The sequence below is a fragment of the Pseudotamlana agarivorans genome (assembly GCF_018860245.1).
In the GTDB taxonomy this organism is placed as follows: Bacteria; Bacteroidota; Bacteroidia; order Flavobacteriales; family Flavobacteriaceae; genus Pseudotamlana; species Pseudotamlana agarivorans_A.
On sequence record NZ_JAHKPD010000007.1, the window covers coordinates 217,075 to 241,236 of the forward strand.

At 35.6% G+C, this 24,162-nt stretch carries 20 protein-coding genes and 1 tRNA gene; 11 read left to right on the top strand and 10 right to left on the bottom strand.

The genetic code is table 11. The features are described 5' to 3' along the window. Positions 1-69: 69 nt before the first annotated feature. Positions 70-1,350, top strand: coding sequence for a UDP-N-acetylmuramoyl-tripeptide--D-alanyl-D-alanine ligase (locus tag KO493_RS02390; RefSeq protein ID WP_216066336.1), 1,281 nt, complete (start codon positions 70-72; stop codon positions 1,348-1,350). Between the two features lie 222 nt (positions 1,351-1,572). Here KO493_RS02390 and KO493_RS02395 read toward each other — a convergent pair whose 3' ends face one another. The 8 genes from KO493_RS02395 to KO493_RS02430 all read right to left on the bottom strand — a co-directional run bounded on the left by KO493_RS02395 (position 1,573) and on the right by KO493_RS02430 (position 8,863). Beyond that, the gene (locus tag KO493_RS02395; protein WP_216066337.1) at positions 1,573-2,343 is read right to left on the bottom strand and encodes a LuxR C-terminal-related transcriptional regulator; all 771 of its coding nucleotides are present in this window, start codon (positions 2,341-2,343) and stop codon (positions 1,573-1,575) included. 114 nt (positions 2,344-2,457) lie between these two features. Beyond that, positions 2,458-2,532: transfer RNA gene (locus KO493_RS02400), tRNA-Val, on the bottom strand. 65 nt (positions 2,533-2,597) lie between these two features. Further along, positions 2,598-3,815 (bottom strand): bifunctional folylpolyglutamate synthase/dihydrofolate synthase, encoded by a 1,218-nt coding sequence (locus KO493_RS02405; RefSeq protein ID WP_216066338.1) that lies wholly within the window; start codon positions 3,813-3,815, stop codon positions 2,598-2,600. Between the two features lie 3 nt (positions 3,816-3,818). After that, positions 3,819-4,706, bottom strand: coding sequence for an energy transducer TonB (locus KO493_RS02410; RefSeq protein ID WP_216066340.1), 888 nt, complete (start codon positions 4,704-4,706; stop codon positions 3,819-3,821). Positions 4,707-4,708: 2 nt separating this feature from the next. Further along, complete coding sequence (locus KO493_RS02415) at positions 4,709-5,101, bottom strand: ExbD/TolR family protein (protein ID WP_216066341.1); 393 nt, start codon at positions 5,099-5,101, stop codon at positions 4,709-4,711. Between the two features lies 1 nt (position 5,102). Further along, a complete protein-coding gene (locus KO493_RS02420) occupies positions 5,103-5,804 on the bottom strand; it encodes a MotA/TolQ/ExbB proton channel family protein (RefSeq protein WP_216066342.1) in 702 nt (233 codons plus the stop codon). Between the two features lie 112 nt (positions 5,805-5,916). Next, positions 5,917-7,311: a sodium:proton antiporter NhaD gene (gene nhaD / locus KO493_RS02425; protein ID WP_216066343.1), complete on the bottom strand. Its 1,395-nt coding sequence runs from the start codon at positions 7,309-7,311 to the stop codon at positions 5,917-5,919. 487 nt (positions 7,312-7,798) lie between these two features. After that, positions 7,799-8,863: an anhydro-N-acetylmuramic acid kinase gene (locus KO493_RS02430; RefSeq protein ID WP_216066345.1), complete on the bottom strand. Its 1,065-nt coding sequence runs from the start codon at positions 8,861-8,863 to the stop codon at positions 7,799-7,801. Between the two features lie 95 nt (positions 8,864-8,958). On the opposite strand from KO493_RS02430, the gene KO493_RS02435 reads away from it, so the two are divergent. The 7 genes from KO493_RS02435 (at position 8,959) to KO493_RS02465 (ending at position 17,148) form a co-directional block, all read left to right on the top strand. After that, a complete protein-coding gene (locus KO493_RS02435; RefSeq protein WP_216066346.1) occupies positions 8,959-10,101 on the top strand; it encodes an acyl-CoA dehydrogenase in 1,143 nt (380 codons plus the stop codon). 146 nt (positions 10,102-10,247) lie between these two features. Then, the gene (locus KO493_RS02440; protein ID WP_216066347.1) at positions 10,248-10,583 is read left to right on the top strand and encodes an arsenosugar biosynthesis-associated peroxidase-like protein; all 336 of its coding nucleotides are present in this window, start codon (positions 10,248-10,250) and stop codon (positions 10,581-10,583) included. A 64-nt stretch (positions 10,584-10,647) separates the two neighbouring features. Then, the gene (gene arsS, locus KO493_RS02445; protein WP_216066349.1) at positions 10,648-11,703 is read left to right on the top strand and encodes an arsenosugar biosynthesis radical SAM (seleno)protein ArsS; all 1,056 of its coding nucleotides are present in this window, start codon (positions 10,648-10,650) and stop codon (positions 11,701-11,703) included. A 28-nt stretch (positions 11,704-11,731) separates the two neighbouring features. Then, on the top strand, positions 11,732-12,226 hold the full coding sequence (locus KO493_RS02450) for a rhodanese-like domain-containing protein (RefSeq protein WP_216066350.1): 495 nt from the start codon (positions 11,732-11,734) through the stop codon (positions 12,224-12,226). After that, positions 12,219-12,821 carry a TIGR04282 family arsenosugar biosynthesis glycosyltransferase gene (locus KO493_RS02455; RefSeq protein ID WP_216066351.1) on the top strand — a complete coding sequence of 201 codons (603 nt, stop codon included), beginning with the start codon at positions 12,219-12,221 and terminating at the stop codon, positions 12,819-12,821. Before KO493_RS02450 ends, KO493_RS02455 begins: the two co-directional genes overlap by 8 nt. A gap of 126 nt (positions 12,822-12,947) precedes the next feature. Then, complete coding sequence (locus KO493_RS02460; RefSeq protein ID WP_252723139.1) at positions 12,948-15,896, top strand: PEP/pyruvate-binding domain-containing protein; 2,949 nt, start codon at positions 12,948-12,950, stop codon at positions 15,894-15,896. A 4-nt stretch (positions 15,897-15,900) separates the two neighbouring features. Then, complete coding sequence (locus KO493_RS02465; RefSeq protein WP_216066353.1) at positions 15,901-17,148, top strand: serine hydrolase; 1,248 nt, start codon at positions 15,901-15,903, stop codon at positions 17,146-17,148. On the opposite strand, the gene KO493_RS02470 is transcribed toward KO493_RS02465, so the two are convergent. Then, on the bottom strand, positions 17,132-19,885 hold the full coding sequence (locus KO493_RS02470) for an NTP/NDP exchange transporter (RefSeq protein ID WP_216066354.1): 2,754 nt from the start codon (positions 19,883-19,885) through the stop codon (positions 17,132-17,134). The genes KO493_RS02465 and KO493_RS02470 overlap by 17 nt on opposite strands. A 74-nt stretch (positions 19,886-19,959) precedes the next feature. Further along, a complete protein-coding gene (locus KO493_RS02475; protein ID WP_354667414.1) occupies positions 19,960-20,676 on the bottom strand; it encodes a serine hydrolase in 717 nt (238 codons plus the stop codon). Between the two features lie 310 nt (positions 20,677-20,986). On the opposite strand from KO493_RS02475, the gene KO493_RS02480 reads away from it, so the two are divergent. The 3 genes from KO493_RS02480 to KO493_RS02490 all read left to right on the top strand — a co-directional run bounded on the left by KO493_RS02480 (position 20,987) and on the right by KO493_RS02490 (position 24,158). Further along, positions 20,987-21,799, top strand: coding sequence for a purine-nucleoside phosphorylase (locus KO493_RS02480; protein WP_216066356.1), 813 nt, complete (start codon positions 20,987-20,989; stop codon positions 21,797-21,799). Positions 21,800-22,015: 216 nt separating this feature from the next. After that, positions 22,016-22,984: an arsenosugar biosynthesis arsenite methyltransferase ArsM gene (gene arsM, locus KO493_RS02485; protein WP_216066357.1), complete on the top strand. Its 969-nt coding sequence runs from the start codon at positions 22,016-22,018 to the stop codon at positions 22,982-22,984. Between the two features lie 277 nt (positions 22,985-23,261). Then, positions 23,262-24,158 carry a sterol desaturase family protein gene (locus tag KO493_RS02490; protein ID WP_216066358.1) on the top strand — a complete coding sequence of 299 codons (897 nt, stop codon included), beginning with the start codon at positions 23,262-23,264 and terminating at the stop codon, positions 24,156-24,158. Positions 24,159-24,162: the final 4 nt, after the last annotated feature.

The following is a 24,162-nucleotide window of genomic DNA, read 5'->3' on the forward strand; positions in this document are numbered from 1 at the left end:
CAGATAAATTAAAGTCCTAACACCAGTTGTTAGGACTTTTTTTATACATTTATTTAAAATTTATATCACTTGAAAACATCAGAACTCCACAGCCTATTTTTAACTTGTCATTCAGCCTGTACAGATACACGAAGCATTAAACCAAATGCCATGTTTTTTGCTTTAAAAGGCGATAATTTTAACGGTAATACCTATGCTGAAAAAGCTTTAGAAGCAGGTGCTAAATATGCTATCGTAGATGAAGAAAAGGCAAACACCTCTGAAAATACCATCTTGGTAGATGATGTTTTATCAACACTTCAAAAATTAGCTTCTTTTCATCGCAGTTATTTAAACATTCCTGTAGTAGCGCTAACAGGAAGCAACGGTAAGACTACAACTAAAGAACTTATCAACGCGGTGTTATCTCAAAAATATAAGACTACAGCAACAGTAGGGAACTTAAATAACCACATCGGGGTGCCTCTAACCTTACTTTCTATGACTGGCGTTACCGAAATAGGTATTGTAGAAATGGGTGCAAATCACCTAAAAGAAATTGAATTTTTATGCCGAATCGCCAAACCTGATTTTGGATACATTACTAATTTTGGTAAAGCACATTTAGAAGGTTTTGGTGGCGTTGAAGGTGTTATTAAAGGTAAAAGTGAAATGTATGCCTATTTAATAGAAAATGATAAAACCATTTTCATTAATGCCAATGATAAAATTCAGGTCGATAAAACAACAGAAGCTCACACCTATACTTTCGGAAATTCTTCTAATAACAACGACGTTAACATAAACTTTATTAAAGCACAACCCTTTGTAAAAAGCAAATACAAAGATTTAGAAGTTCAAAGCAACCTTATAGGCGATTACAACTTCAATAATATCGCGGCAGCAGTCACTATTGGAAATTATTTTAAAGTCGATGATACCGCTATCAAAACCGCTATAGAGCACTACACCCCTACCAATAATCGTTCGCAAATTATCACTAAGGGCACCACTAAAATCATTTTAGATGCTTACAATGCCAACCCTACAAGTATGCAAGCAGCTTTACTTAATTTTGAAAAACAAAAAGGCTTTAAAATTGCTATTTTGGGTGATATGTTTGAACTTGGAGACAATGCCAAAACAGAACATCAAAATATCGTTAATTTAGTCGAATCACTAAGCATTGATACCGTGTATTTTTTAGGTGATAATTTTTATAACACCAAAATACAATCTGAAAAAGCCAGCTCGTATCCTTCTTTTTCAACGTTTAAATCACAACTTAATACAGACTCACTTAAAGACTCTAACCTTTTAATCAAAGGCTCTAGAGGCATGGCGTTAGAACGTGTTCTAGAACTCCTTTAGGATGAAAATAAAATGCCTGCCCTATAAACCAATATAAGACAGACATCTATAAATAATTCTCCCTAAGAACTAATTAATAGCAATTCAAAGTTGCAATTATATAAGTTATGAGCCAATACTCAATTTGAGTAATTATAACATTATTCGACTAACTACCAATTATTCGGACAATCTACAAGATTTACATTTAATCACTTTTGATACCGTATAATAGTAAAGACGCTAAATCAGATTCGTGTGCATTTTAATCATACCGACTAATTCTCCTGTTGAAGATACATTTAGTTTTTTTAGAATGTTTCGTCGATGGGTGTCTACCGTATTGGGGCTAATGTTAAGTTTTTTAGCGATTGCCTTACTAGATTGATTCAAAACTAAAAGCCGAATAACATCACGTTCCCGATTACTAATGCCGTTTGAAAGTAATTTTTGAGAAAAATTATTATAATAAACAGTTTCATATTCATTATTCCCATTTAACAATTTAGCAGAGGCACAAATTTGCATATTAATTTCCGGAACTAATACCGTGTAATGCGCCAGGCCAATTATAGGTTTATTGCCACTATCAAACTCTAAGGGCGTTGTGTTTTGAACGATATTAACATACTGACCATGATTATTCATTAACCGATAATTCCAAGTATAGGTCATCTTACTACGCTCCTCCACACTTATTTCATTTAAGGTAAATTTCATAAGGTCACTCAAGGCATGTAACCATAAATCTAAGTCCTCTGGATGCATTCTACTCCAAAAATACCGCATGCCTTTAGCCTTTACTTCCATGCCATCTAGGCCTAAACAAGCATGTATATTTTTACTAACGTATTCAAAAGTTAAATCTTGGGTATTTGTAATGCAAAAAAAAGTTGAACTATAAGGAAGGAAAACATCAAGTTCGATTATTTTCTCTATATGCTTTTCCAACGATGGATGATCATGCGAACTAAATATCTCTTTATAAATATCTCTAATACTATCACCTTTCATATGGATATATTTTTCTAAAAAAATAATGCTTTAAATTACAATATTATTTTGAAATACAAATCTTATAGAAAACAAAAAGCCTGATGAAAATCATCAGGCTTTTTTTAAATTCTGTGGGCGCGAAGGGATTCGAACCCCTGACCCCTTGGGTGTAAACCAAGTGCTCTGAACCAACTGAGCTACGCGCCCTAATTATTAGGAGCTGCAAATATACACTACTTTTTCACTTTGCAAAAACTTTTTTAAAAAAATTTTTAAATTATTTCTGCGACTACAAAAGTGCTTCCTCCAACATAAATAAAATCGTTTGGTTTTGCACGATTAAGTGCCGATTCATATGCTTCATTTACAGACGCATAAGCTTCACCCACTAGGCCGAACACCGATAGTGCGCCTTTTAATTCCTTCGAATCTAATCCTCGAGGAATATCGGGTTTACAAAAATAATAAGTTGCTTTTTTAGGCAACAAATCTACTATTGTACTTAAATCTTTATCATTTACCACTCCAAAAACGAGGTGTAAGTCGTCAAAAACTTCTTTTGATAGTTGATTCATGACATCTTTTAGACCACTTTCGTTATGTCCGGTATCACAAACGACCTTCGGATTATGACTTAAAACTTGCCATCTACCTAACAGTCCTGTGTTTTTTACAACATTCAGCAAACCTTTAATTAAACTATCTTCTGAAACATCAAAACCTTTTGCCCGAAGTTCTTTAATCGACTGAATAGCAGTTTTAATATTTTTCTCCTGGTAGCTACCTATTAAATCGGATTTATAGTCCGTTTTCACCTCCTGATCGGCATACACAATTTTCGAGTGATGCGTTTCAGCCAATCCTTCAAAAACTGAAATCGTTTCTCCTTGGGTTTCTCCAATAACCACCGGTACGTTTTCCTTAATAATACCTCCTTTTTCAAAAGCAATCGCTTCTAAGGTGGTTCCTAAAAACTGAGTATGATCTAATCCGATATTAGTAATCACAGAAACTTCCGGTGTTATAATATTTGTAGAATCTAAGCGCCCGCCCATACCAACTTCAACAACCGCCATATCTACTTGTTCTTCCGAAAAATATTCAAAAGCCATACCCACAGTCATTTCAAAAAAAGACAGGGATTCTGCCTCTAAAAAAGCTTTGTTACGTGTTATAAAATCGACCACAAAAGTTTCAGACACTTCCTGACCATTAATTTTAATACGTTCTCTAAAATCTTTTAAATGCGGGGAAGTGTATAATCCCACTTTATATCCTGCCTCTTGTAAGATAGACGCTAACATATGACTTGTAGAGCCTTTACCATTGGTTCCAGCGACATGAATGGACTTGAATGTGTTTTCGGGAGATTTTAGATGCTTAGCTAACTTAACAGTGTTGCTTAAATCCTTTTTAAAGGCTGTGCTACCTTGTTTTTGATACATAGGGAGTTGGGAAAACATCCACTCTAGCGTATCGTTATAAGTCATTTGCTATTCACTAATTTTGAAGTTAACACTCACGAATCCAATTTGACGCGTAGGTGCTTTAGAATCTGCTGGCCATTTATGAGATAATGCTATCTTCTTAGCTGGATCCAACAAACACCCAGCCGTATTGGTCGTTCCTTTTACTCCAGGAGTCGCTTCAATAACATTACCATTTTGATTTACAACAATTTTAACGATAACCATTCCCGATTCATTACAATCTTGTTTCAACTTTTTAAACGATGCATTACCCCGTCCGTTTAAACCGTACCCAACACCGCCACTGCCAGAGCCTTGCCCTCCAAAATAACTAGAAGCATACGGATTACCATCTAATTGCCCTTTATCTCCAGATTTATTGTCATTACCCTCACCGCCAACTTCAGAACCTTCAGATTTTTTAACACCTCCAATTAAGGCGTCTAATTTCTTCTTCTTTTCGTCTTGTTCACGTTTTTCTTTAGCTTCTTTAGCCGCTTTTTCCGCCTGAATCTTTGCTTCTGCGTCGGCCTTTGCTTTTGCTTTAGCATCTGCCACAGCCTTGGCCTTTGCTTCAGTTTCTTTCTGCTTTTTAATAGCGATAGCTTCAGAATTATCTTCAGTAATGACTTCTTCCTTAGTTTCGGCAGGAGCAGCAAGTGCAGGCTCAGGTTCCGAGACCTCAGGCTCAACAGGCTCTTCAACCTCTCTAGGTTCAGATTTTACAGGCTTCATGGGTTGCACATCACCTTTACCAACACTAGAATTACCAAAATTTACAGCAACGCCATATTCCTCTGGCGGATCCATATACTTCGTACCAACCACGAATAAAAGCAACAAAATAATGAGACTTATTAAAGCCGTTAACTTTGCTGAGTTCCGTTCATGTTTGGTTCTTAAGTACTTCATTCTTAATTAGGTCTTACCGCTAAGATAACTTTGAATTTATTTCTATTGGCAATATCCATTACCTTCACTACGTTTTCAACAGGTACCGATTTTTCAGCTCGCAAAACAATTGTAGGTTTTTCAGCGGTTGACAGCAGGGCAAGCAATTCATTTTCTAGAACACTCTCTCCAACACGTTTTTGATCTATATAATACGTTAAATCTTTTTTAATGCTTACCGCAATAGACTTCTTATTCTCTGTTTTACCACTAGCTTTTGGCAATAAAATATCAATAGCATTTGTAGTCACCAAAGTAGAAGCAATCATAAAAAAGATAAGCAGTAAGAACACAATATCCGTCATAGACGACATATTGAATTCTGGTGTTACTTTATTTCTTCCTCTTAGATTCATACTATGTAGGTTCGTTTAAGTGATCTAAAAACTCTAATGAATGTGCCTCCATTTGGTAAACAACTTTATCTGTTTTCACGACCAAATGATTATAGGCCATATAAGCTACAATACCCACAATTAAACCAGCCACTGTTGTTGTCATGGCTGTGTATAAACCACTAGCTAAAACATCCATTTGAATACTTCCTCCAGCATTTGCTAACTCGAAAATTGCCAAAATCATACCAACTACAGTACCAAGGAAACCAATCATAGGCGCAGCCCCAGAAATTGTTGCCAAAACGCTAACATTTTTTTCCAAACCGTAAATCTCTAATCGACCCGCATTTTCTATAGCTGTATTGATATCTGCCAAAGGCTTACCAATTCTAGAAATCCCCTTTCCAATTAAACGGGAAACAGGTGAATTCACTTGAGCACATAACTCCTGAGCAGATTCAATCTTACCATGACTTACATGGTCTTTTATTTGATTCATAAAATTAGCATCAATAGTCGAAGCCGCTTTTATAGCGAAAATACGCTCAAAATAAATATAAATAGCCCCAACAAGCAGTAAAAATAGTATGGCTATAATTACTTGTCCGGCTACGCCACCGCTAGCAATCAACTCAATAATTGAAAGCGTTTTCTCAACCGATTCTCCTTCTGGAACAACATCCACTCCCTCTTGTACTTCTTGTGTTAAAATGTTCAGCATATTCTGTTAGATTTGGTGCAACTCTATAACGCTGCTTTTATTATTAAATTATAACCCTCAATTGAAAGTCTATTAATTTCACTCTAGGGCTTACTTTTATTCTTATTATCAATTAAAATAAAGTTCTGGTAACCATAAATGCAGCAGAGCCTACTATAAATCCTATTAATGCCAGCCAAGCAATTTTCTTTAGGTACCAAAAGAAATCAATTTTCTCCATACCCATGGCTACAACTCCAGCCGCAGAACCAATAATCAACATACTTCCTCCTGTTCCCGCCGAAAAAGCGATAAAGTGCCATAGTTCATTATCGGTTGGTTCGTGAAACATACCTAAACTAGCCGCCACTAGTGGTACATTATCAATTACTGCAGAACCTACTCCTAATAAAATAACTACCAAATCTGAAACGCCATTGCCTGCATGTATCTCTGTACCCATCATTGGCATCATTTCTTGTAATCCACCAGCAAACCCAAATAAAATCCCTAAAGATTCTAGTGCAGCTACGGCCATTAAAATTCCCAAGAAAAATAAAATACTTGGCAATTCAATTTTAGATAAAGAATGGTGTACTGGACTATGGTGTGCTTGCTCATCACTTTCTTCAGAATCCAAATCTGTAATACTAAATTTAGATTTACTGTAAATTTCTGCAAAAACGGCAACGACTGCTAAAGATAACATCATCCCGACATAAGGAGGCAAGTGCGTTACTGTTTTAAAAACAGGAACAAAAACAATAGCCCCTAAACCTAAGTAAAGCATTACACTGCTTAATTTTGAAGGTTTTTTATCTTCAACATCCTCAGATATTAGTTCGCCTTTAAAAATAGGTAAAAACGAAGCGATAAAGGTTGGAACAGCCATACACAATAAAGATGGCAGAAATAAATACCCCACCAAATGACCAGTAGTTACCTTATTACCTATCCAAAGCATGGTTGTAGTGACATCTCCAATTGGAGACCATGCCCCTCCCGCATTGGCAGCAATAATAATTAAACCTGCATAATATAAACGTACTTCTTTTTCTTTTACAATTTTTTGAAGTATAGAAATTAATACAATGGTCGCTGTAAGGTTATCAATGATTGCAGATAAGATAAACGCCAATATGGCAAATATCCATAGTATTTTTGTTTTCTTTTTTGTTGTAATAAAACCTTTAATAGTGGCAAAACCATCAAAATAATCGATAATTTCAACAATAGTCATCGCTCCTAATAGAAACACTAATATCTCAGCCGTTTTACCTAAATGGTGCAACAAGGTTTCTTCCATAAGGTGCTTTTTCTCATCGGAAGTAAAGCCGCTAAAAGTATCAATTAGTGTATGAGTTGAAGAGTCAAACCAATTCGGAAACGTTTCTAATCCTAAAGCGACTAGAGCCCAACAAATTGCCATCATGACCAATGCTGGAATTAACTTATCAATTTTTATACTGTGTTCCATTGTAATGGCCAAATAGCCCAATACAAATACTAAAATAATCGCTGCTTCCATAAAATTTGTTCGTTAGTTTAGTGCTTTTAAAATACGGTAGCACTTAGTTCCGTTTCATTAATGTTCGTTTTAAATGGTTCTTCACTACGCAATAAAAAAGGCTCCATTTAGATTTTGCATGCCCTTCCTTTAACACGCAAATATATGAGCCATTCTATCATTCTAAAACATAATATTGAATACGCTCTGCTATTAATGTGGTTCAAAAAAATAGCTTTTCGGGTATTTCACAGTATAAAAGACATTCAAAAACCTTAAAACCTCAATTAAGGCCGCTTAATTCTTGAACTTCTTCCTGTTTTTATGTTTTCAACTTTTTTAACAATCTTTATAAATTTAAAATCACAAACAACTTATCTACAAGTAATTAGACACATCATTATTCATATTGAATCTAATTAAAAGCTATTCGATACTAAAATCTACAAAATTATCAACCGAACAAATATAAAAAACAAAACTCTTTAGACTTCATTTTTTGAAGTTTTTAGGGAAGAAAAATTTTACCGGAACTATGATTTTTTAAAGCTCCCGTAACACTTTGTAGGCAATTCACTTCATTCCTTAACCTTAAGACCCCTAAAAAACCAAAAATAAGAGCCTCCTTAAACTCAACAACTCTTTTTGAGGGGATTATAATTTTATTTGCTGAATGATGCTGTATGCGGCGCATCAAAAAACTATTATAAGCACCACCACCAGTTACCAAAACAGAGCGCTTTGCTTTCAATCCAAATTGAGAAGCAATTTGAATGGCCATGTGTTCAACAGCTGTTTTGAGGACATCCTCAATACTTAAATCATATGAATCAATTAAAGGGAAAACTTGGTGTTTCACCCATTCGAGACCTAATGATTTTGGAAAAGGTTCTTTGTAAAAAGGAAGTTTATTCAATGCCTCTAGAAGCAGACTATGTACTTCACCTGTAGAAGCTATTTCTCCATCATCATCATAATCAAAACCTAGCCGATTCACATAATGATTTAAAACCAGATTAACAGGACAAATATCGTAGGCAACACGAGCGCCTTTAATTTCCATAGAAATATTAGCGAATCCTCCTAGGTTTAAACAAAAGTCATATTCTGAAAACAAAAGCTGATCACCAATAGGCACCAAAGGCGCTCCTTGTCCGCCCAGCTGAACATCTTGAACTCTAAAATCACAAACTACTTTTTCATGAAGCCATTTTGAGATTTCTGGCAAATTCCCAATTTGAAGGGTTAATTTATCCGCAGGTTGATGCAAAGCGGTATGTCCATGTGAACAAACTGCATCAATATTATTAATGTTATTCTTTTTAATGAATGTTTTTATAACATCGGCAAGATAAGCCGTGTACTCGGTATCAATATTCTTTAATTTTTCTTCGGAATATGACACTAAAGCGCTTAATTGGGTTTTCCATAACGGCGTATAAGAAACAGTTTCAGCATTCAAAATTTCAAAACTCCAAACGCCGTTAAACTGAAAATTAACCTCAACAAGATCAATCCCGTCTAATGACGTACCAGACATAATGCCAATAACATGATATTTATCTTCTAACATAAGTGCGTAAAAATAGTAAAGCCAATTAAATAATTCACATGAAAAAGCTATATTTGATAAAAAAAATGACTAAATAAACTAAATAATTACGAATTATGGATTTTAAGCTCTCTGAAGAACATATCATGATTCGCGATGCTGCTCGCGATTTCGCACAAACCGAATTACTTCCAGGTGTTATTGAACGTGACACTAACCAACACTTCCCTAAGGAATTAGTAAAAAAAATGGGCGATCTTGGTTTTTTAGGCATTATGGTGAACCCCAAATATGGTGGTAGCGGCATGGACGCAATTTCCTATATACTTATTATGGAGGAGCTTTCTAAAATAGACGCTTCAGCTTCAGTGATTGTTTCTGTAAACAACTCCTTAGTTTGTTACGGTATAGAATGTTATGGCACTGAAGATCAAAAACAAAAATATTTAACCAAATTAGCGACAGGTGAATTTATTGGAGCCTTTTGCTTAAGTGAACCAGAGGCAGGTAGTGATGCGACTTCGCAAAAAACGACGGCTATCGATAAAGGCGATCATTATCTAATTAACGGCACCAAAAACTGGATTACAAGTGGTGGCCGTGCTGATGTTTATCTAGTGATAGCACAAACAGATAAAGAAAAAGGTTCCCATGGTATTAATGTTTTTATTGTTGAAAAAGGCACTGAAGGCTTTCATATTGGCCCGAAAGAAGACAAGCTAGGTATCCGCGGAAGCGATACCCACACTTTAATATTTAATGATGTTAAAGTACCGAAGGAAAACAGAGTTGGCGTGAATGGATCTGGGTTTCGATTTGCCATGAAAACCCTTTCTGGTGGCCGCATAGGCATTGCCGCCCAAGCCTTAGGTATTGCTTCTGGGGCTTACGAATTGGCACTAAAATATTCTAAAACACGCAAAACCTTTGGAGTTGAAATCTGTAACCACCAAGCCATTGCTTTCAAATTAGCAGACATGGCTACCGATATTGAGGCTGCAAGACATTTAGTTATGAAAGCGGCTTGGGAAAAAGACCAAGGAAAAAACTACGATTTTTCGAGTGCTATGGCGAAATTATTCGCTTCTAAAGTTGCTATGGAACACACGGTTGAAGCCGTACAAATTCATGGCGGAAATGGCTTTGTTAAAGAATATCACGTAGAACGTTTAATGCGCGACGCCAAAATAACTCAGATTTACGAAGGCACTTCAGAAATTCAAAAAATCATTATTTCTAGGAGTATCACAAGAGACTAACTATAATTTCAACCATAAACCTATCAATCCGTTGTTAATTAATTTCAAATATTACAGCGGATTTTTGTTATGTTGATTTAAACATATCGACTTAAAATTTTAGATTTACAGACTAACACCATTTCAACCCTATAATATCGCACATCATGCAAAAAACATATTACGACCCTGCCGACTTAAAGAAGTTTGGAAAAATTACCGAATGGAATCCTGAATTAGGCGACAAATTTTTTGATTACTACGGTAAAGTTTTTGAAGAAGGTGCCCTTACAGCGCGTGAAAAAGCACTTATTGCTTTGGCTGTTTCTCACACCGAACAATGCCCTTATTGTATTGATGCCTACACAAAAGACAATCTACAACGCGGTGTGACCAAAGAAGAAATGATGGAAGCCATTCATGTTGGCGCAGCCATTAAAAGTGGTGCTACGTTGGTTCATGGTGTTCAAATGATGAATAAAGTGAACAAACTAGACATGTAACCTGCTTCCAACAGCAAATTTTCACCCTATTTCAAATCGAAACCTATAAATTTAAAACTGATTAATGGCTATTAAGTCCTTAAATAAGCGCGAAAGCGCCTTAGCAAACAGCGAAAAGCAACTCAAAATTTTATCGAATGGTATTTTCCAAAATGGAGATTTGCCCACTTTTAAAGCTAAAATTTCTGAAACGCATCAATTTCCGCTTAAAGCGAAAAAACTAGAGATTTTACAAATAAATCTGGGCTACATGTGCAACCAAGTTTGTACGCATTGTCATGTTGATGCTGGCCCAGACCGCAAAGAAATTATGACGCGTAACACCATGCAACAGTGTTTGGACGTAATAAAAACAACAGGTGCACACACATTAGATTTAACCGGTGGTGCCCCAGAAATGAACCCAGAATTTAGATGGTTTGTTGAAGAAGCAGCCAAAGCGGGAATTAAAGATTTTATTGTGCGCTCCAATTTAACCATCATTAGAGCGAACAAAAAATACCATGATCTTCCAGAGTTTTTCAAAAAACATAAGGTTCATGTCGTTAGTTCTATGCCACACTGGTCCCGTGGAAAAACTGACAAACAACGTGGCGATGGTGTTTTTGATAAGTCGATTAAAGCACTGAATGACTTAAACGCGATTGGTTACGGCATACCCAATAGCGATTTAAAACTTGATTTAGTTTACAACCCTTCTGGCGCTTTTTTACCTGGTGACCAAGCATCGATGGAAAAAGAGTTTAAAAAAGCATTGAAAGAAGATTTTAATATTGACTTCCACAACTTATTTGCCATTACAAATTTACCCATTTCACGTTTTTTAGATTATTTAATTGCTTCTGAAAACTATGAGGATTACATGTATGCTTTGGTGGAAGCCTATAACCCTGAAGCAGTAAAAAATGTGATGTGCACCAATACACTTTCGGTAAGCTGGGACGGCTATTTATATGATTGTGATTTTAATCAAATGCTCGAACTTCCTGTAAACAGTAAAGTAAAACACATATCTGAATATAATGAAGATTTGTTAGAAGGGCGAAATATTTCAATTTCACAACATTGCTATGGCTGTACTGCGGGTGCCGGTAGTAGTTGTCAAGGTGTTGTTGCTTAATTCCTGCGCAGGCAGGAATCTCATGACTATGAAAAACATAATCCTATTCATACTACTATCATGTACTACAGTAAGTTTTGCTCAAAAATCATTGGACAAACTGCTCAAAAAATATAACAAAGAAAGTATTCCTTATATCAAGGCTTCAGAATTACAAAACACTCCTTCCGAAGTCATCTATTTAGACACCAGAGCACCTAATGAATACGCCGTTAGCCATCTTAAAGACGCCATTTTAGTAGATTATAACAACTTCAGCATGGATACAATTCAGAAGATAATTCCGAATAAAACTTCAGAAATCATTGTGTATTGCACCCTAGGCATGCGATCGGAAACTATTGGCGAAAAATTAAAAGAGGCCGGTTATACTCATGTGAAAAATTTATACGGTGGTATCATCACATGGAAAAACAGCAATTTCCCTGTTTATAACGAAAATAACAAACCAACCGATAGCGTACACACTTATTCAAAATCGTGGCGCAAATGGTTAAAAAATGGCATTCAAGTTTATGAATAAAGAACTCGTTATTGTATTTGTAAAAAACATACAACTCGGCAAAGTAAAAACACGATTGGCTAAAACCGTAGGTGATGATAACGCCGTAAAGGTTTACAAAGCCCTATTAGAAATCACTGAAAATGTCACGAAAAACATTTCAGCTGATGTGTGTATTCATTTTTCTGAAACCTTAGACGAGACGATTTGGAAAAACACAAAAAAAACCATACAACACGGAGAAGACCTAGGTGCCCGAATGAAAAACGCCTTTAAAACGAGTTTTGAAAAAGGTTATGAACGCATTGTTCTAATTGGTTCTGATTTACCAAGTTTGACTACCGCGCACCTCAATACTGCTTTAACCAAACTTAAGTATAACGACATTGTTTTTGGCCCTGCTGAAGACGGTGGTTACTATCTCGTTGGTCTTTCTAAAATGCATGATTTTATTTTTGAAAACAAACCCTGGAGTGAAACCCACTTACTCGAAACAACCTTAAATGAAATTAAAACAAAAAAGGCAACTTATGATGTTTTAGAAACCCTAAACGACATAGACACCATTGAAGACCTTAATGCTTTTCCTCAGCTCATGAAACTCATTTCAAATTAACACACACACTAACAACGACATAACTCACTTATTTACATTATATTTTAACAATTTATTAACAAAGACACTTTTTATACAGGCTAAAATTCATATCTTTATTAGCTTATTAATTAAAACCAATTTGTCTTGCAAACTACAATCTCCTTGTGGGGGCTAAAACCTCTATCCCTTAGAAAAACAACCACCAAAATCTTAGCGCTTGCTTGCCTGATATCGACAAGTGCTGCAACGGCTCAAGAACTACCCGTTGATCAGATAAAATCACAAATCAAAGCTTATAAAAAAGACGTTCGCGGACCATATTACAGAATAAAATGGTTTTGTGATGATGGTACCATACGTGAAGCCAAAGACCCTTGTCCGGATGAGATTGGTGGTATCCAACACGCCAGTTTGAAATCTGATGTTGAAAAACTAGGAAAAAAGCATCATATCTTTTTTGGCAACTTATTAGTTCAAAATGAAAATGAAGACTTTTGGGACCACAAGCATAACCATAGCCGATTAAAACAATATCAAATAGTTAAGTATTTACAAAGTGTTGACGAAGGCTGGATTTATAGACGCGGGCAATTTTACCGTGGGGCAATGCAATCTGAAGATGAACAAGCCTGGGGCCTAGAATTCTACAAATGGCTACTAAAAAACAAGAGTTACACCAAAGGTCAATTCTTTTTACTGAAACAATCATTACATGATATCCCGCATTCTGGAGACAGCAATTTAGCTCAAAAAATGCGTAGCGAATCTAAAGTTTTAGGAAATGAAATTAGTTCATTTATGAAACTAAGAATTAAGATTCATGGTAATCCTGAAAAAAGAGATATCGCTTCGGTAAAAAGCTTTGTTTCAAAACATAACTCAGATCTTAGTGCAGATCAAAAAAAGGAATTCAAGACCTTATTAGCCACCATGGAGGATTACTACAAACCTCTAAACATAAAAGATATTAAAGGATTAAGCAACCAACTTTCTAATCCGCATAAAACCGAATTAAATAATTTATTAGCGCCTTATAACGCCGGTTTATCAGCAAAAGACAAGATTGAAACTTTAGGCCCCGTGCTCATGTATATTCGTGAACATTTTGAAGGTTTAAATTCGGCAAACGATAAATTAGCAGCATTAGATATTTCTAATAAGATTGAAAAAACCGTTTTTCAGAATTCTCAAGAATGGACGCCGAACGACCTAAATGGTATCCTGCAAAAAATTGATTACTTAAGCTATGTGGCGGCTTCTACAGGTTTAATTGAACTTTGGGAATACAACAAAATCAAATCGACTTTAGGAAAATACAAAAATAAAAAACAATTAACTATTGCCGAATTAAACAAGGTATTAAGCACTTCTAGAAGTGTTGTAGAATGGAGTGCTGGAATGGTAAAGGCAAATTATAGTGAAATTGTTGAAACTTACTCACAATTCGAACCTTTATCTTATGGTTTTATTGATGATAAAATTCGTTCATCTATCGCCTTAGACTTAGGAAATAGTGTTGGGGTTTTAGGAAAATATATTTCTGAAAAATCATCGATTAAAAATGAAGTGATTGGTGTTTCAAAACCAGCAACCATAAGAGGATTAAACCCTGGTTATGCTTTTGGTGAATTGGTTGTAGTTGAAGGTTCGATTGAAAATATCAATTTTTCAAAAGATAAAATTTACGTATTCAACAGACCACCTTCAGGACTAAAACCTATAGCTGGAATTATGACCGTTTCCGAGGGAAATTTAGTATCACACGTGCAATTATTAGCTAGAAACCTAGGTGTACCAAATGCGGCACTTTCACAAGAAAACTTAGACGATTTAGCCAAGTACAATGGTAAAAAGGTATTCTACGCGGTTTCGACAAAGGGTAATGTGATTGTTAAAACTGAAGGCCAAATGTCTTCCGAAGAAAAAGCTCTTTTTAGTAAAGTAGAGCGCAGCACCAATAAAATCACAGTACCTGTAGATCGCATACAATTGGATCAAACCGATATTTTAAATATGCGTGAGGTGGACGCTTCCGATTCAGGAAAACTTTGTGGTCCAAAAGCAGCAAATTTATCACAGTTAAAATCGATGTTCCCCGATCATGTGGTAGAAGGTTTTGTCATTCCATTTGGTATTTTCAGAAAGCACCTTGATAATCAAATGACAGGTCAAAACATGACCTATTGGGCGTTTTTAACGCAAACCTATGCTGAATGTGAAGCCATGAAAAAGGCTAACAAAACAGAAAATGAAGTTGAAGCCTATCAATTTAAACGCTTAAGTACTTTAAGAACTGCGATTATAAACATGGACCTTAATCCTGATTTTATCGCACAATTACGTAAAAATTTCATAGATGCTTTCAAGAAACCTATTGGTGAAGTTCCTGTTTTCTTAAGAAGTGACACCAATATGGAGGATCTCAAAGAATTTACTGGAGCTGGTTTAAACTTAACGTTGTTTAATGTTCTAGCGGAACAAAAAATCATTGAAGGCATCAAAAAAGTTTGGGCGTCACCTTATATGGAACGTAGTTTAAAATGGCGTCAAAAGTACCTTTTAAACCCTGAATATGTATTCCCTTCAATTTTGGTTATTCCTGGGGTAAACGTAGATTATTCTGGCGTTGTAGTAACAACCGGAATTAACGCTGGTGGCGAAGATGATTTAACCATTGCTTTTAGTCGCGGTGTTGGTGGTGCGGTTGATGGTCAATCGGCTGAAACACGAATGGTTTCAAAACACAATAACTTATTATTATCACCTTCTAGAGAACCTAGTTTTTTAACCCTTCCAAAAACGGGAGGCACGAATCGCGAATACACCACGTTTGAAGATCCTATTTTATCAGAAAAAAACATGCAGTCTATTCGTGAAATGGTAGAACAAGTCCGTAAAAAGATGCCAGAGCAAACGGGTTCGGACTACAAAGGCCCTTATGATATGGAAATGGGCTTTCAAAATGATAAACTTTGGTTATTCCAAATACGTCCTTTTGTACAAAACAAAAAAGCATCAAGCTCGAAGTATTTAAAATCGATTACTCCAAAAGTAAACTACAATCAAAATATCCCTTTAAACTCAAACTTGTAACAATATGCAAAAATTACTTTTTCTTGGCATAGGAATTCCGCTTATTATTTTAGGCGCACTTTATCCAATAGACGGCTACAAATCAACAAAAATCGCAAGATTACTTTATGTAGAAAAGGCTGTAAATAGCGAAAAAGGCTATAGACGAATTCCAGAAGGCGCTTTATTAAAACTCGAAGACATTAAACTAAATTTAACTTCATGTAATGGCGAAGTAGTAGATAGTCTTTTAAAAGAAGATCCTGAATTTTCAAGGGCCATAAAAAGAGCCATCCCTAGTGGGAATTACTCTTTAACAGCGGTAGATATGTCTGACCCAAGCGATTTAAAATACGCCGCTTACCGCGAAAACAGAGGTTACCAACCAGGCAGCGTTGGTAAACTTGTTGTATTAAACGCGTTCTTTTCAGAATTAAAAAAACTGTATCCTAATTCATGGAACAAAAGAACCGATTTGATGCGCGACAAAAGAGTCGCTTCTGGTATTTTTGGAACTGGAGACCACCACACCATTCCGGTTTATAATATTGAAACCGAAAAACAAGTAAAACGTAAAGTTGTTTCTAGCGATGTATTTTCATTATATGAATGGTTAGACCACATGGTATCGGTAAGTAATAATGGCGCAGCAACTGTTGTGTTTAGAGAAACCATGCTACTCAATCACTTTGGAGAAAAATACCCAGAATTAACCGATGAGGAGGCCTTAAATTATTTTAAAGAAACACGTCGTGATACGTTAACTAATCGTGCACATCGCGTAATAAACCAACCATTAAGAGACATAGGTATTACGGAAGACGAATGGAAACTTGGCGGTATGTTCACACACGCTTCAGCAAAATATGTTGGTAGAAAAGGTGGAAGTAGTGCCACACCAAAAGGATTAATGAAGTTTCTAGTCCTATTAGAACAAGGAAATCTTCATGATAGAAAAACGAGTTTAGAAATGAAACGTCTAATTTATTTAACAGACAGACGTATTCGTTATGCACAGTCACCACGTTTAAAAGAAGCTGCCGTTTACTTTAAATCGGGTAGTTTCTACAAATGTAACCGCGAAAAAAACCCAAACTGTGGCGATTACCAGGGTAATGTTTTCAATTACATGAATTCCGTAATCATCGTAGAACAACCGAATGGCAAAAAATATATGGTTTGTTTAATGACCAATGTTCTGAATAAAAATTCGGCTTGGGCTCACTTAGATTTAGCAAATAAAATAGACCGAATTATTAATCCGGACGCTTAATAGCATTTAAAATTTGATGCGCCTTATTACTTATTTCCGCTTCTGCATGTCGCGTTAATGGTTTTAAGGCGTTTTTATACCCACTAGCATCTGGCATGTTTTCTAAGACATGGAGCGCTGCTAATTTCAATGTGACATTCCCGTCTTTAAGTAGTGTGATTAAACAGATTTCTACATCACTAAATTTGGCTTGAACTTGGCTTAAATCCTGTATTTCACGCTCTTCAATAAAATGATACTCAACTATAGGAATCAGTTCTGCCTTTAAACTTACATGCAGAATATTATCTAGAAACTCTATAGAATTTACCTTAACGGATTCAGCTTCATCTTTTAAACCGAAATATGCAATTTCCATATCATCTTCATTAAGTACAAGAGATAAAATTTCAAAAATAACATGCATAGAACAATCTAATTCCTCTTGAATAACATGAACTAATTGTTCCATCGAAATTTGTAACGCTGTGTTTTCAGTAACTAATTCCTCTTCTTTCTGTATTGTTTTTATTATGGATATGCGTTGTAAATAAAATTCACATTCTTTAAGTACATTTTCAAACACCCTGTCTTTATCCATTTTCACGCCGATATCCTGAAAATGCAAATCTACCATAACTTTAACCGCTTCAAATCGCATATAAGGATCACTAGAAATACCCAATCGGATTAGTAGTTTTAAGGAATCCCTATTTTTTATAGTCGCCAAGACTTTTGGCAAGTGCTTTTTTACTTTTGAATCTAGATTTTCGTAAACACCATATTCAAGTAAATAATTTGGTACATGGTTCCCGAAACTATGAAGCGCACTTATGGTAACTTCTCTAAGCTCTTCTTGATTTAATCGGGGTAGCAAATCCTTAATAAATTCATCATGCCCAGACAACCCAGCAGCTTTAATAGCATGCTTCAAAATATAAGCCGTATCTGATTTTAAATACTTCTTTATAAATTCGAAAAATTCAGAAAAACGGGCGTAACCTACAGTCACCAGGAATTCTGCAATTTCCTCTTTAGAATGCGACACTGTTTCGTCTTCAATGGCCTTAATACGTTTTCTTAAACGCTCATGTAGTCCGTATTTTTTAACTAAATTCTTATTATCTACCGCAAGTTCAGCAAGACAAAGTAGCGCGGCATCGGCAATGTATTTCTTTCGGTGATCTAAATATTTTTTAAATACATTGTTTTCACCTATTTTAGTATGCAACAGCATATACTCCATAGCTTCATAAACAACCTCTCTATCGTTGTTTACCTCAATCAACTTATTAACTTTACTTGCAGCGGCCCCATGCTTAAAATAATAAATCTCCTTAATTGCCGCCGCTTTTACTAAATTAGAAGGGTGGTCTAAGAGTTTTATAATATGAGGCTTATGAACATCGGTAATACTATCACCTAAGCGTTCTAGAAGGTTTATAATCTCCTCTTCTCCTCCAGAGGTTAAAACCTTTATAACCGAAGCATGTAATGCTTTTTTTAAAGTCTTAATACCATCTATATCATGATTACCTATAGCGCTTAAAATATTGGTTTTAAAAGTATCAAAATAAGCATTCCGTAACTGATAGATTAGTATAATCCAAACAAACAGAAAGAACAATATAATGACGGTGATATAATGTTCATGTAAATCTAAACCTCTAACAACAAATATCAATAAAAAACCTGCAATACCAGTAGCTATACTATCTACCACCACATCGATAAAAGACTTGGCTTGTTTTTTATCTTCATATGGGATAGGCATAATAGATAATTCTACAGCTGCTTTATTTATGGATTGCTTAAAACTGCCATCTACACCTTTCAATAAAATTAACACCCATAATTCTGGAAAAACCAAAAACAACAAACAGCCCATTGCTATCCCTAAAGGTAGCAGTAGTAAATTAGAAGTCACCCCTAACCAAGCCAATAAACGGTTGGTTAAGAACAATTGAATTAAAAGGGACGCGACATTGAAAGAAGAGAACCAAAAACCAAAAAAGGAAGCCAATTCGTTAGGGTCTTGAATTTTTAAATTTGCAAAATCACTAAATTGATAGTCTACCAATTTCGCCATGATCACAGAAACGCCAACAGTTAATGCTAAATACGTTAGGTGTTTCGATTTAAAAATTATTTTAACGGCTATCTGGCTTCTTTTCTTTTTCTGCTTAATTGATTTTCCTGTTTGGATATCGGTAGTATTATGTAAACGGTGGTTCCACACCCAAAAAATAATAGGTATACATACCAAAATCAAACCTGAAGCTAAATAAATGACATATAAATTCCCAAAAGCCTTTGAGATAATAGTGGTTAAATAACCTCCAAAAATCCCACCTGCAATAGCTCCCGAACCTATAAAACCAAACAAACGTTTTGCCTCTCTTGCATTGTAAACCATATTGGCTATAATCCAAAACTGAGAAGTCACTAAAACACCAAAAAGCGAGACACTTACATAATAAGCATACAGAATAAAATCGCTATTTAACTGATACTGAATTATAAAACCAAGCGCTAAAAAACAAGCACTAAAAAATAAAAGCGTTACAATAGCTATAGATTTAATACTAAAAAACCGGAGAGATTTATCGTAAAAATAAGAAGAGAGCACGGCTGTAACCGCAACAATCAAATAAGCATTTGGCAGCTCGGAAGCTCCTAAATTTGATAAGAAAAGGGCACTAATAGTGGGTTTTACCATGAGCAAAACCGAAATAACTATAAAGATATAAAGTTGCATCAAGAAAGAGATTCGAAACTCTCCCTCACGAATATTAAAAGTCTTTTTTACAAAGTTTTTTAGCATGCACTAATTTACTCAGAACAATTTAACATCCTAGATTTTTTTAGCACTTTTTCAACTGGAGTAATTAGATTTCTAATTATTTGTTCGCCATGAGAACTCTCTATTAAAGCGACCAAAATATACCGTCTATCCTTTCCCCAAACTAATACTGAATCGGAATGATAATTTTTCCATGAGCCCGATTTTCTAAATAATTTGGCATTGGGAGCGACCTTATTTAAAGTATATACAAACTTATGCCCCAATTGTGGGTTTTTTAAAATTTCTAACATTTCAGCTGAACGCTGGTTATTAATTAGTTTTCCAAAAACCAAATGGTAATATAAATTTGCTGCTTGGTAAGATGTTGCCGCATGACTTAAGCCTTTTAAGGGATCTGGATACCTTGCTCCCGCCGCTGCATAGCGTTTACCAACCCATAAACCGCCACCTTGTTCAGCATCATATAAAGTTGTTTTTGTACTACGTAAAACCTTTTCAATACGCTTGTATCCAACCAAATCAATCATTCTTGTAGAAGCCGCATTATTCGATTTACTAATCATAAGACTCAAATCTTTCCGAACAGCAGGAGTGTCTTTAACTATACCCTTATCAATGGCATCCATAACCGTATAAAGCACAGCGATTTTAGGTAAACTCGCCGCATACATCATATTATTTTCGTTCACACCTGCAAACCCAATATGATTGATATCATGTAAATCTACCAATGAAATAGACATTTTCTTTGACTGAATTAGAGCCTTCCAACTTTTATTCTTGTTAAGTTCTGCCTTTAAATTTTTTTCCAGAGCTTCACACTTATTGGATTTTAATTCTTTAAATTCGGTCGTGCGAATAGGCAATGGCTTTTGGGCCGCTACAGTAAGCACTAGCAAACAAAAAAGAAACGACAATTTACTTTTAACCTCAGAATAATTCAAACTTAAAATATTTACTTAAACAATAGATTTTATGAAACTTACATCCTTTCAAGCTGCAAAGATATAACAAAATGCATGCTATTGTTTAAACGAAATCTTAAAATACATCATGGTAAATCAAATAGAAAAAACAACGGCATACTTAATAGAGAAGGGTTTTGACAAACCTGAAATCGGCATTATTTTAGGCACAGGACTAGGTCAACTCATTGATGAAATAGAGATCATTAAAGAAATAAGCTATAACCACATTCCGTATTTCCCTACAGCCACAGTAGAGTTTCATAAAGGTAAATTGATTTTTGGTTTACTAGAAGGTAAAAAAGTTGTAGTCATGCAAGGTCGTTTTCATTTATATGAAGGCTATACATTACAAGATGTGACCTACCCGGTACGAATCATGGAAAAATTAGGCATTCACACTTTATTAGTTTCCAATGCTGCAGGTGCGATTAATTTAGATTTCAAAAAAGGCGAACTTATGCTTATTGAAGATCACATTAATTTACAATGCAGCTCTCCCCTAGCCTTCAATGGTGTTGAAAAAATGGGCGAGCGTTTTGTTGATATGAGTGCGCCTTATGACGCCGAAATCAATGCGAAATTTAAAAGTATCGCCAAAGCCAACAACATCAATTTACATGAGGGCGTTTACGCCAGTGTTGTAGGTCCGCAATTAGAAACCCGCGCCGAATACCGCATGCTGAAAATCATAGGTGCCGATGCCGTAGGGATGAGTACTGTTCCAGAGATTATCGTAGCCAATCATTTAAAATTAAAAGTGGCTGCTGTGTCAGTTTTAACAGATGAATGCGACCCAGACCACTTAGAACCTGTAAACATAGAAGAAATTATTGCCATGGCTCACAAAGCTGAACCGGTGATGATTACTTTGTTTAAGGAACTTATAAAAAGTTTATAGAATACGATGTAATAAAACTTTCATAACGTCATGCCGAACTTGATTCGGCATCTCATTAATTTTGAAAGCAAAAAACTTATGATTAAGCCTCTGAAATCTAAGATTCAACACAACTCTCTAGATTTGAGGTGAACATATTCTATTATGTTTTTTTACAGAAATTCGAAATAATCAACTTAAAATCAAGAGATTCCCACTTTCGTGGGAATAAAAACTATGAGTTACTTAGAAACCACACACGACGTATACAAAGAAGCCGCATTAACGCCAGATGTTGGTTTATGCTGCACTACCAATCCGATTTGGGAATTACCAGGATTAAAGATCCCGAAAATCATGCAAGAGATGAATTACGGTTGTGGAACGACAGTTCATGCACGCGATTTAGCAAACAACCCCAAAATGCTTTATGTTGGTGTTGGTGGCGGCATGGAACTACTACAATTCGCCTATTTTAATCGTCAAAAACATGGGGTTATTGGAATTGATGTCGTTGATGAAATGCTTGAAGCTTCAAGAAAAAACTTTATTGAAGCTGAAGCGCAAAACCCATGGTTTAAAAGTGAATTCGTAGATCTTAAAAAAGGCGATGCGATGCACCTTCCGGTTGAAGATAACAGCATTGATGTGGCCGCACAAAACTGTCTGTTTAACATTTTTAAGGCTGAAGATTTAAAGAAAGCTATTGCTGAAATGTACCGCGTTTTAAAACCTCATGGGAAATTGGTGATGAGCGACCCAACCTGCGAACAACCAATGAATGACACTTTACGTAACGACGAACGCCTACGTGCTTTATGTCTTAGCGGAAGTTTACCTATAGCCGATTACGTTAAAGCACTGACCGATGCTGGTTTTGGAACCATTGAAATTCGTGCTAGAAAGCCCTACAGAATTTTAGACCCTAAAAACTACCCTACCAAGGAGTTAATCTACATCGAATCCATTGAAGTGGCTGCCATTAAAGACCCCATGCCAGAAGATGGTCCATGTATCTTTACTGGAAAAGCAGCCATTTATTATGGTGAAGACGATTATTTTGACGATAAAAAAGGTCATGTTTTATTGAAAAATCAGCCCTTAGCCATTTGTGATAAAACCGCTGGTGCTTTAGCCGATTTAGGTCGTGATGATATTTATATTAGTCAATCAACTTACCATTATGATGGTGGCGGGTGTTGCTAGGCGATAATCGCCATTTGATTATTAATTAAACGTCAGACCTGCCTTTCTGCAGAATGACTCAGTCGAAGTTGAATCTTATGAAGAGAAATTAAAAACTAGGTTTTAATAATGTTGTTCAGAAAGAGGTACGACTGAAGAATCTTTACATGATTCGTGAGATTCCTCGGAATTATAAAGGTTAAGTCACTAGAGGACAAAACAGATGATTATGAATTTATCTTTACTTTGGGATTCTGAACTTTAAAACATGAGATTCCTGCCTTCGCAGGAATAAGAGATGGAAAAATATTTAAACCTCATAAAAAAAGCCTATTCGGGTTACTGGAATTACCTCAAACACGAGGTACAACTCCCTAGTGACTGGGACAACTATTTCTATGGTTTAATCATTATTTCTCTGGTAGTTTGGGGCCTAGAAATTATATGCCCTTGGCGGAAAAACCAATCGATATTCAGGAAAGATTTTTGGCTGGATACCTTTTATATGTTCTTCAATTTTTTTCTACTGAATCTCATCATATTAATAGCACTTTCAAACACCGCTGCCGAAGTTTTTAACGATCTCTTAAACATTTTAGGATTATCGCTTTCAAATTTCCAGCTCTTTGACGTGAATCAATTACCGGCTTGGTTGGGCTTATTAGTATTTTTCTTGGTTTCAGATTTTGTGCAATGGAACACCCACCGTCTTTTGCACCGCCTGCCTTGGCTGTGGAATTTTCATAAAGTGCACCATTCGGTTAAAGAAATGGGCTTTGCCGCACATTTACGTTACCATTGGATGGAACCCATAGTTTATAAATCATTGCTTTATATTCCGCTGGCGATCATTGGGAATTACAGCTCCAAAGATGTGGCCATTGTTTACTTTTTCAGTATTGTTATTGGGCATCTAAACCATGCGAATTTAGGTTGGGATTACGGCATTTTAAAATACATTTTAAACAACCCCAAAATGCACATCTGGCATCACGCTAAAGCCTTACCCAATCAACTAAAATATGGTATGAACTATGGAATCACGTTCAGCTTTTGGGATTATATTTTTAAAACAGATTACATCCCGCATAGCGGAAAAGACATCGAATTGGGTTTTGAAGGCGACGAAAATTTTCCAGAAGATTTTTTTAAACAGGAAATGTATCCTGCAAGCACTAAACCTTCTGAAAACTAAGTCT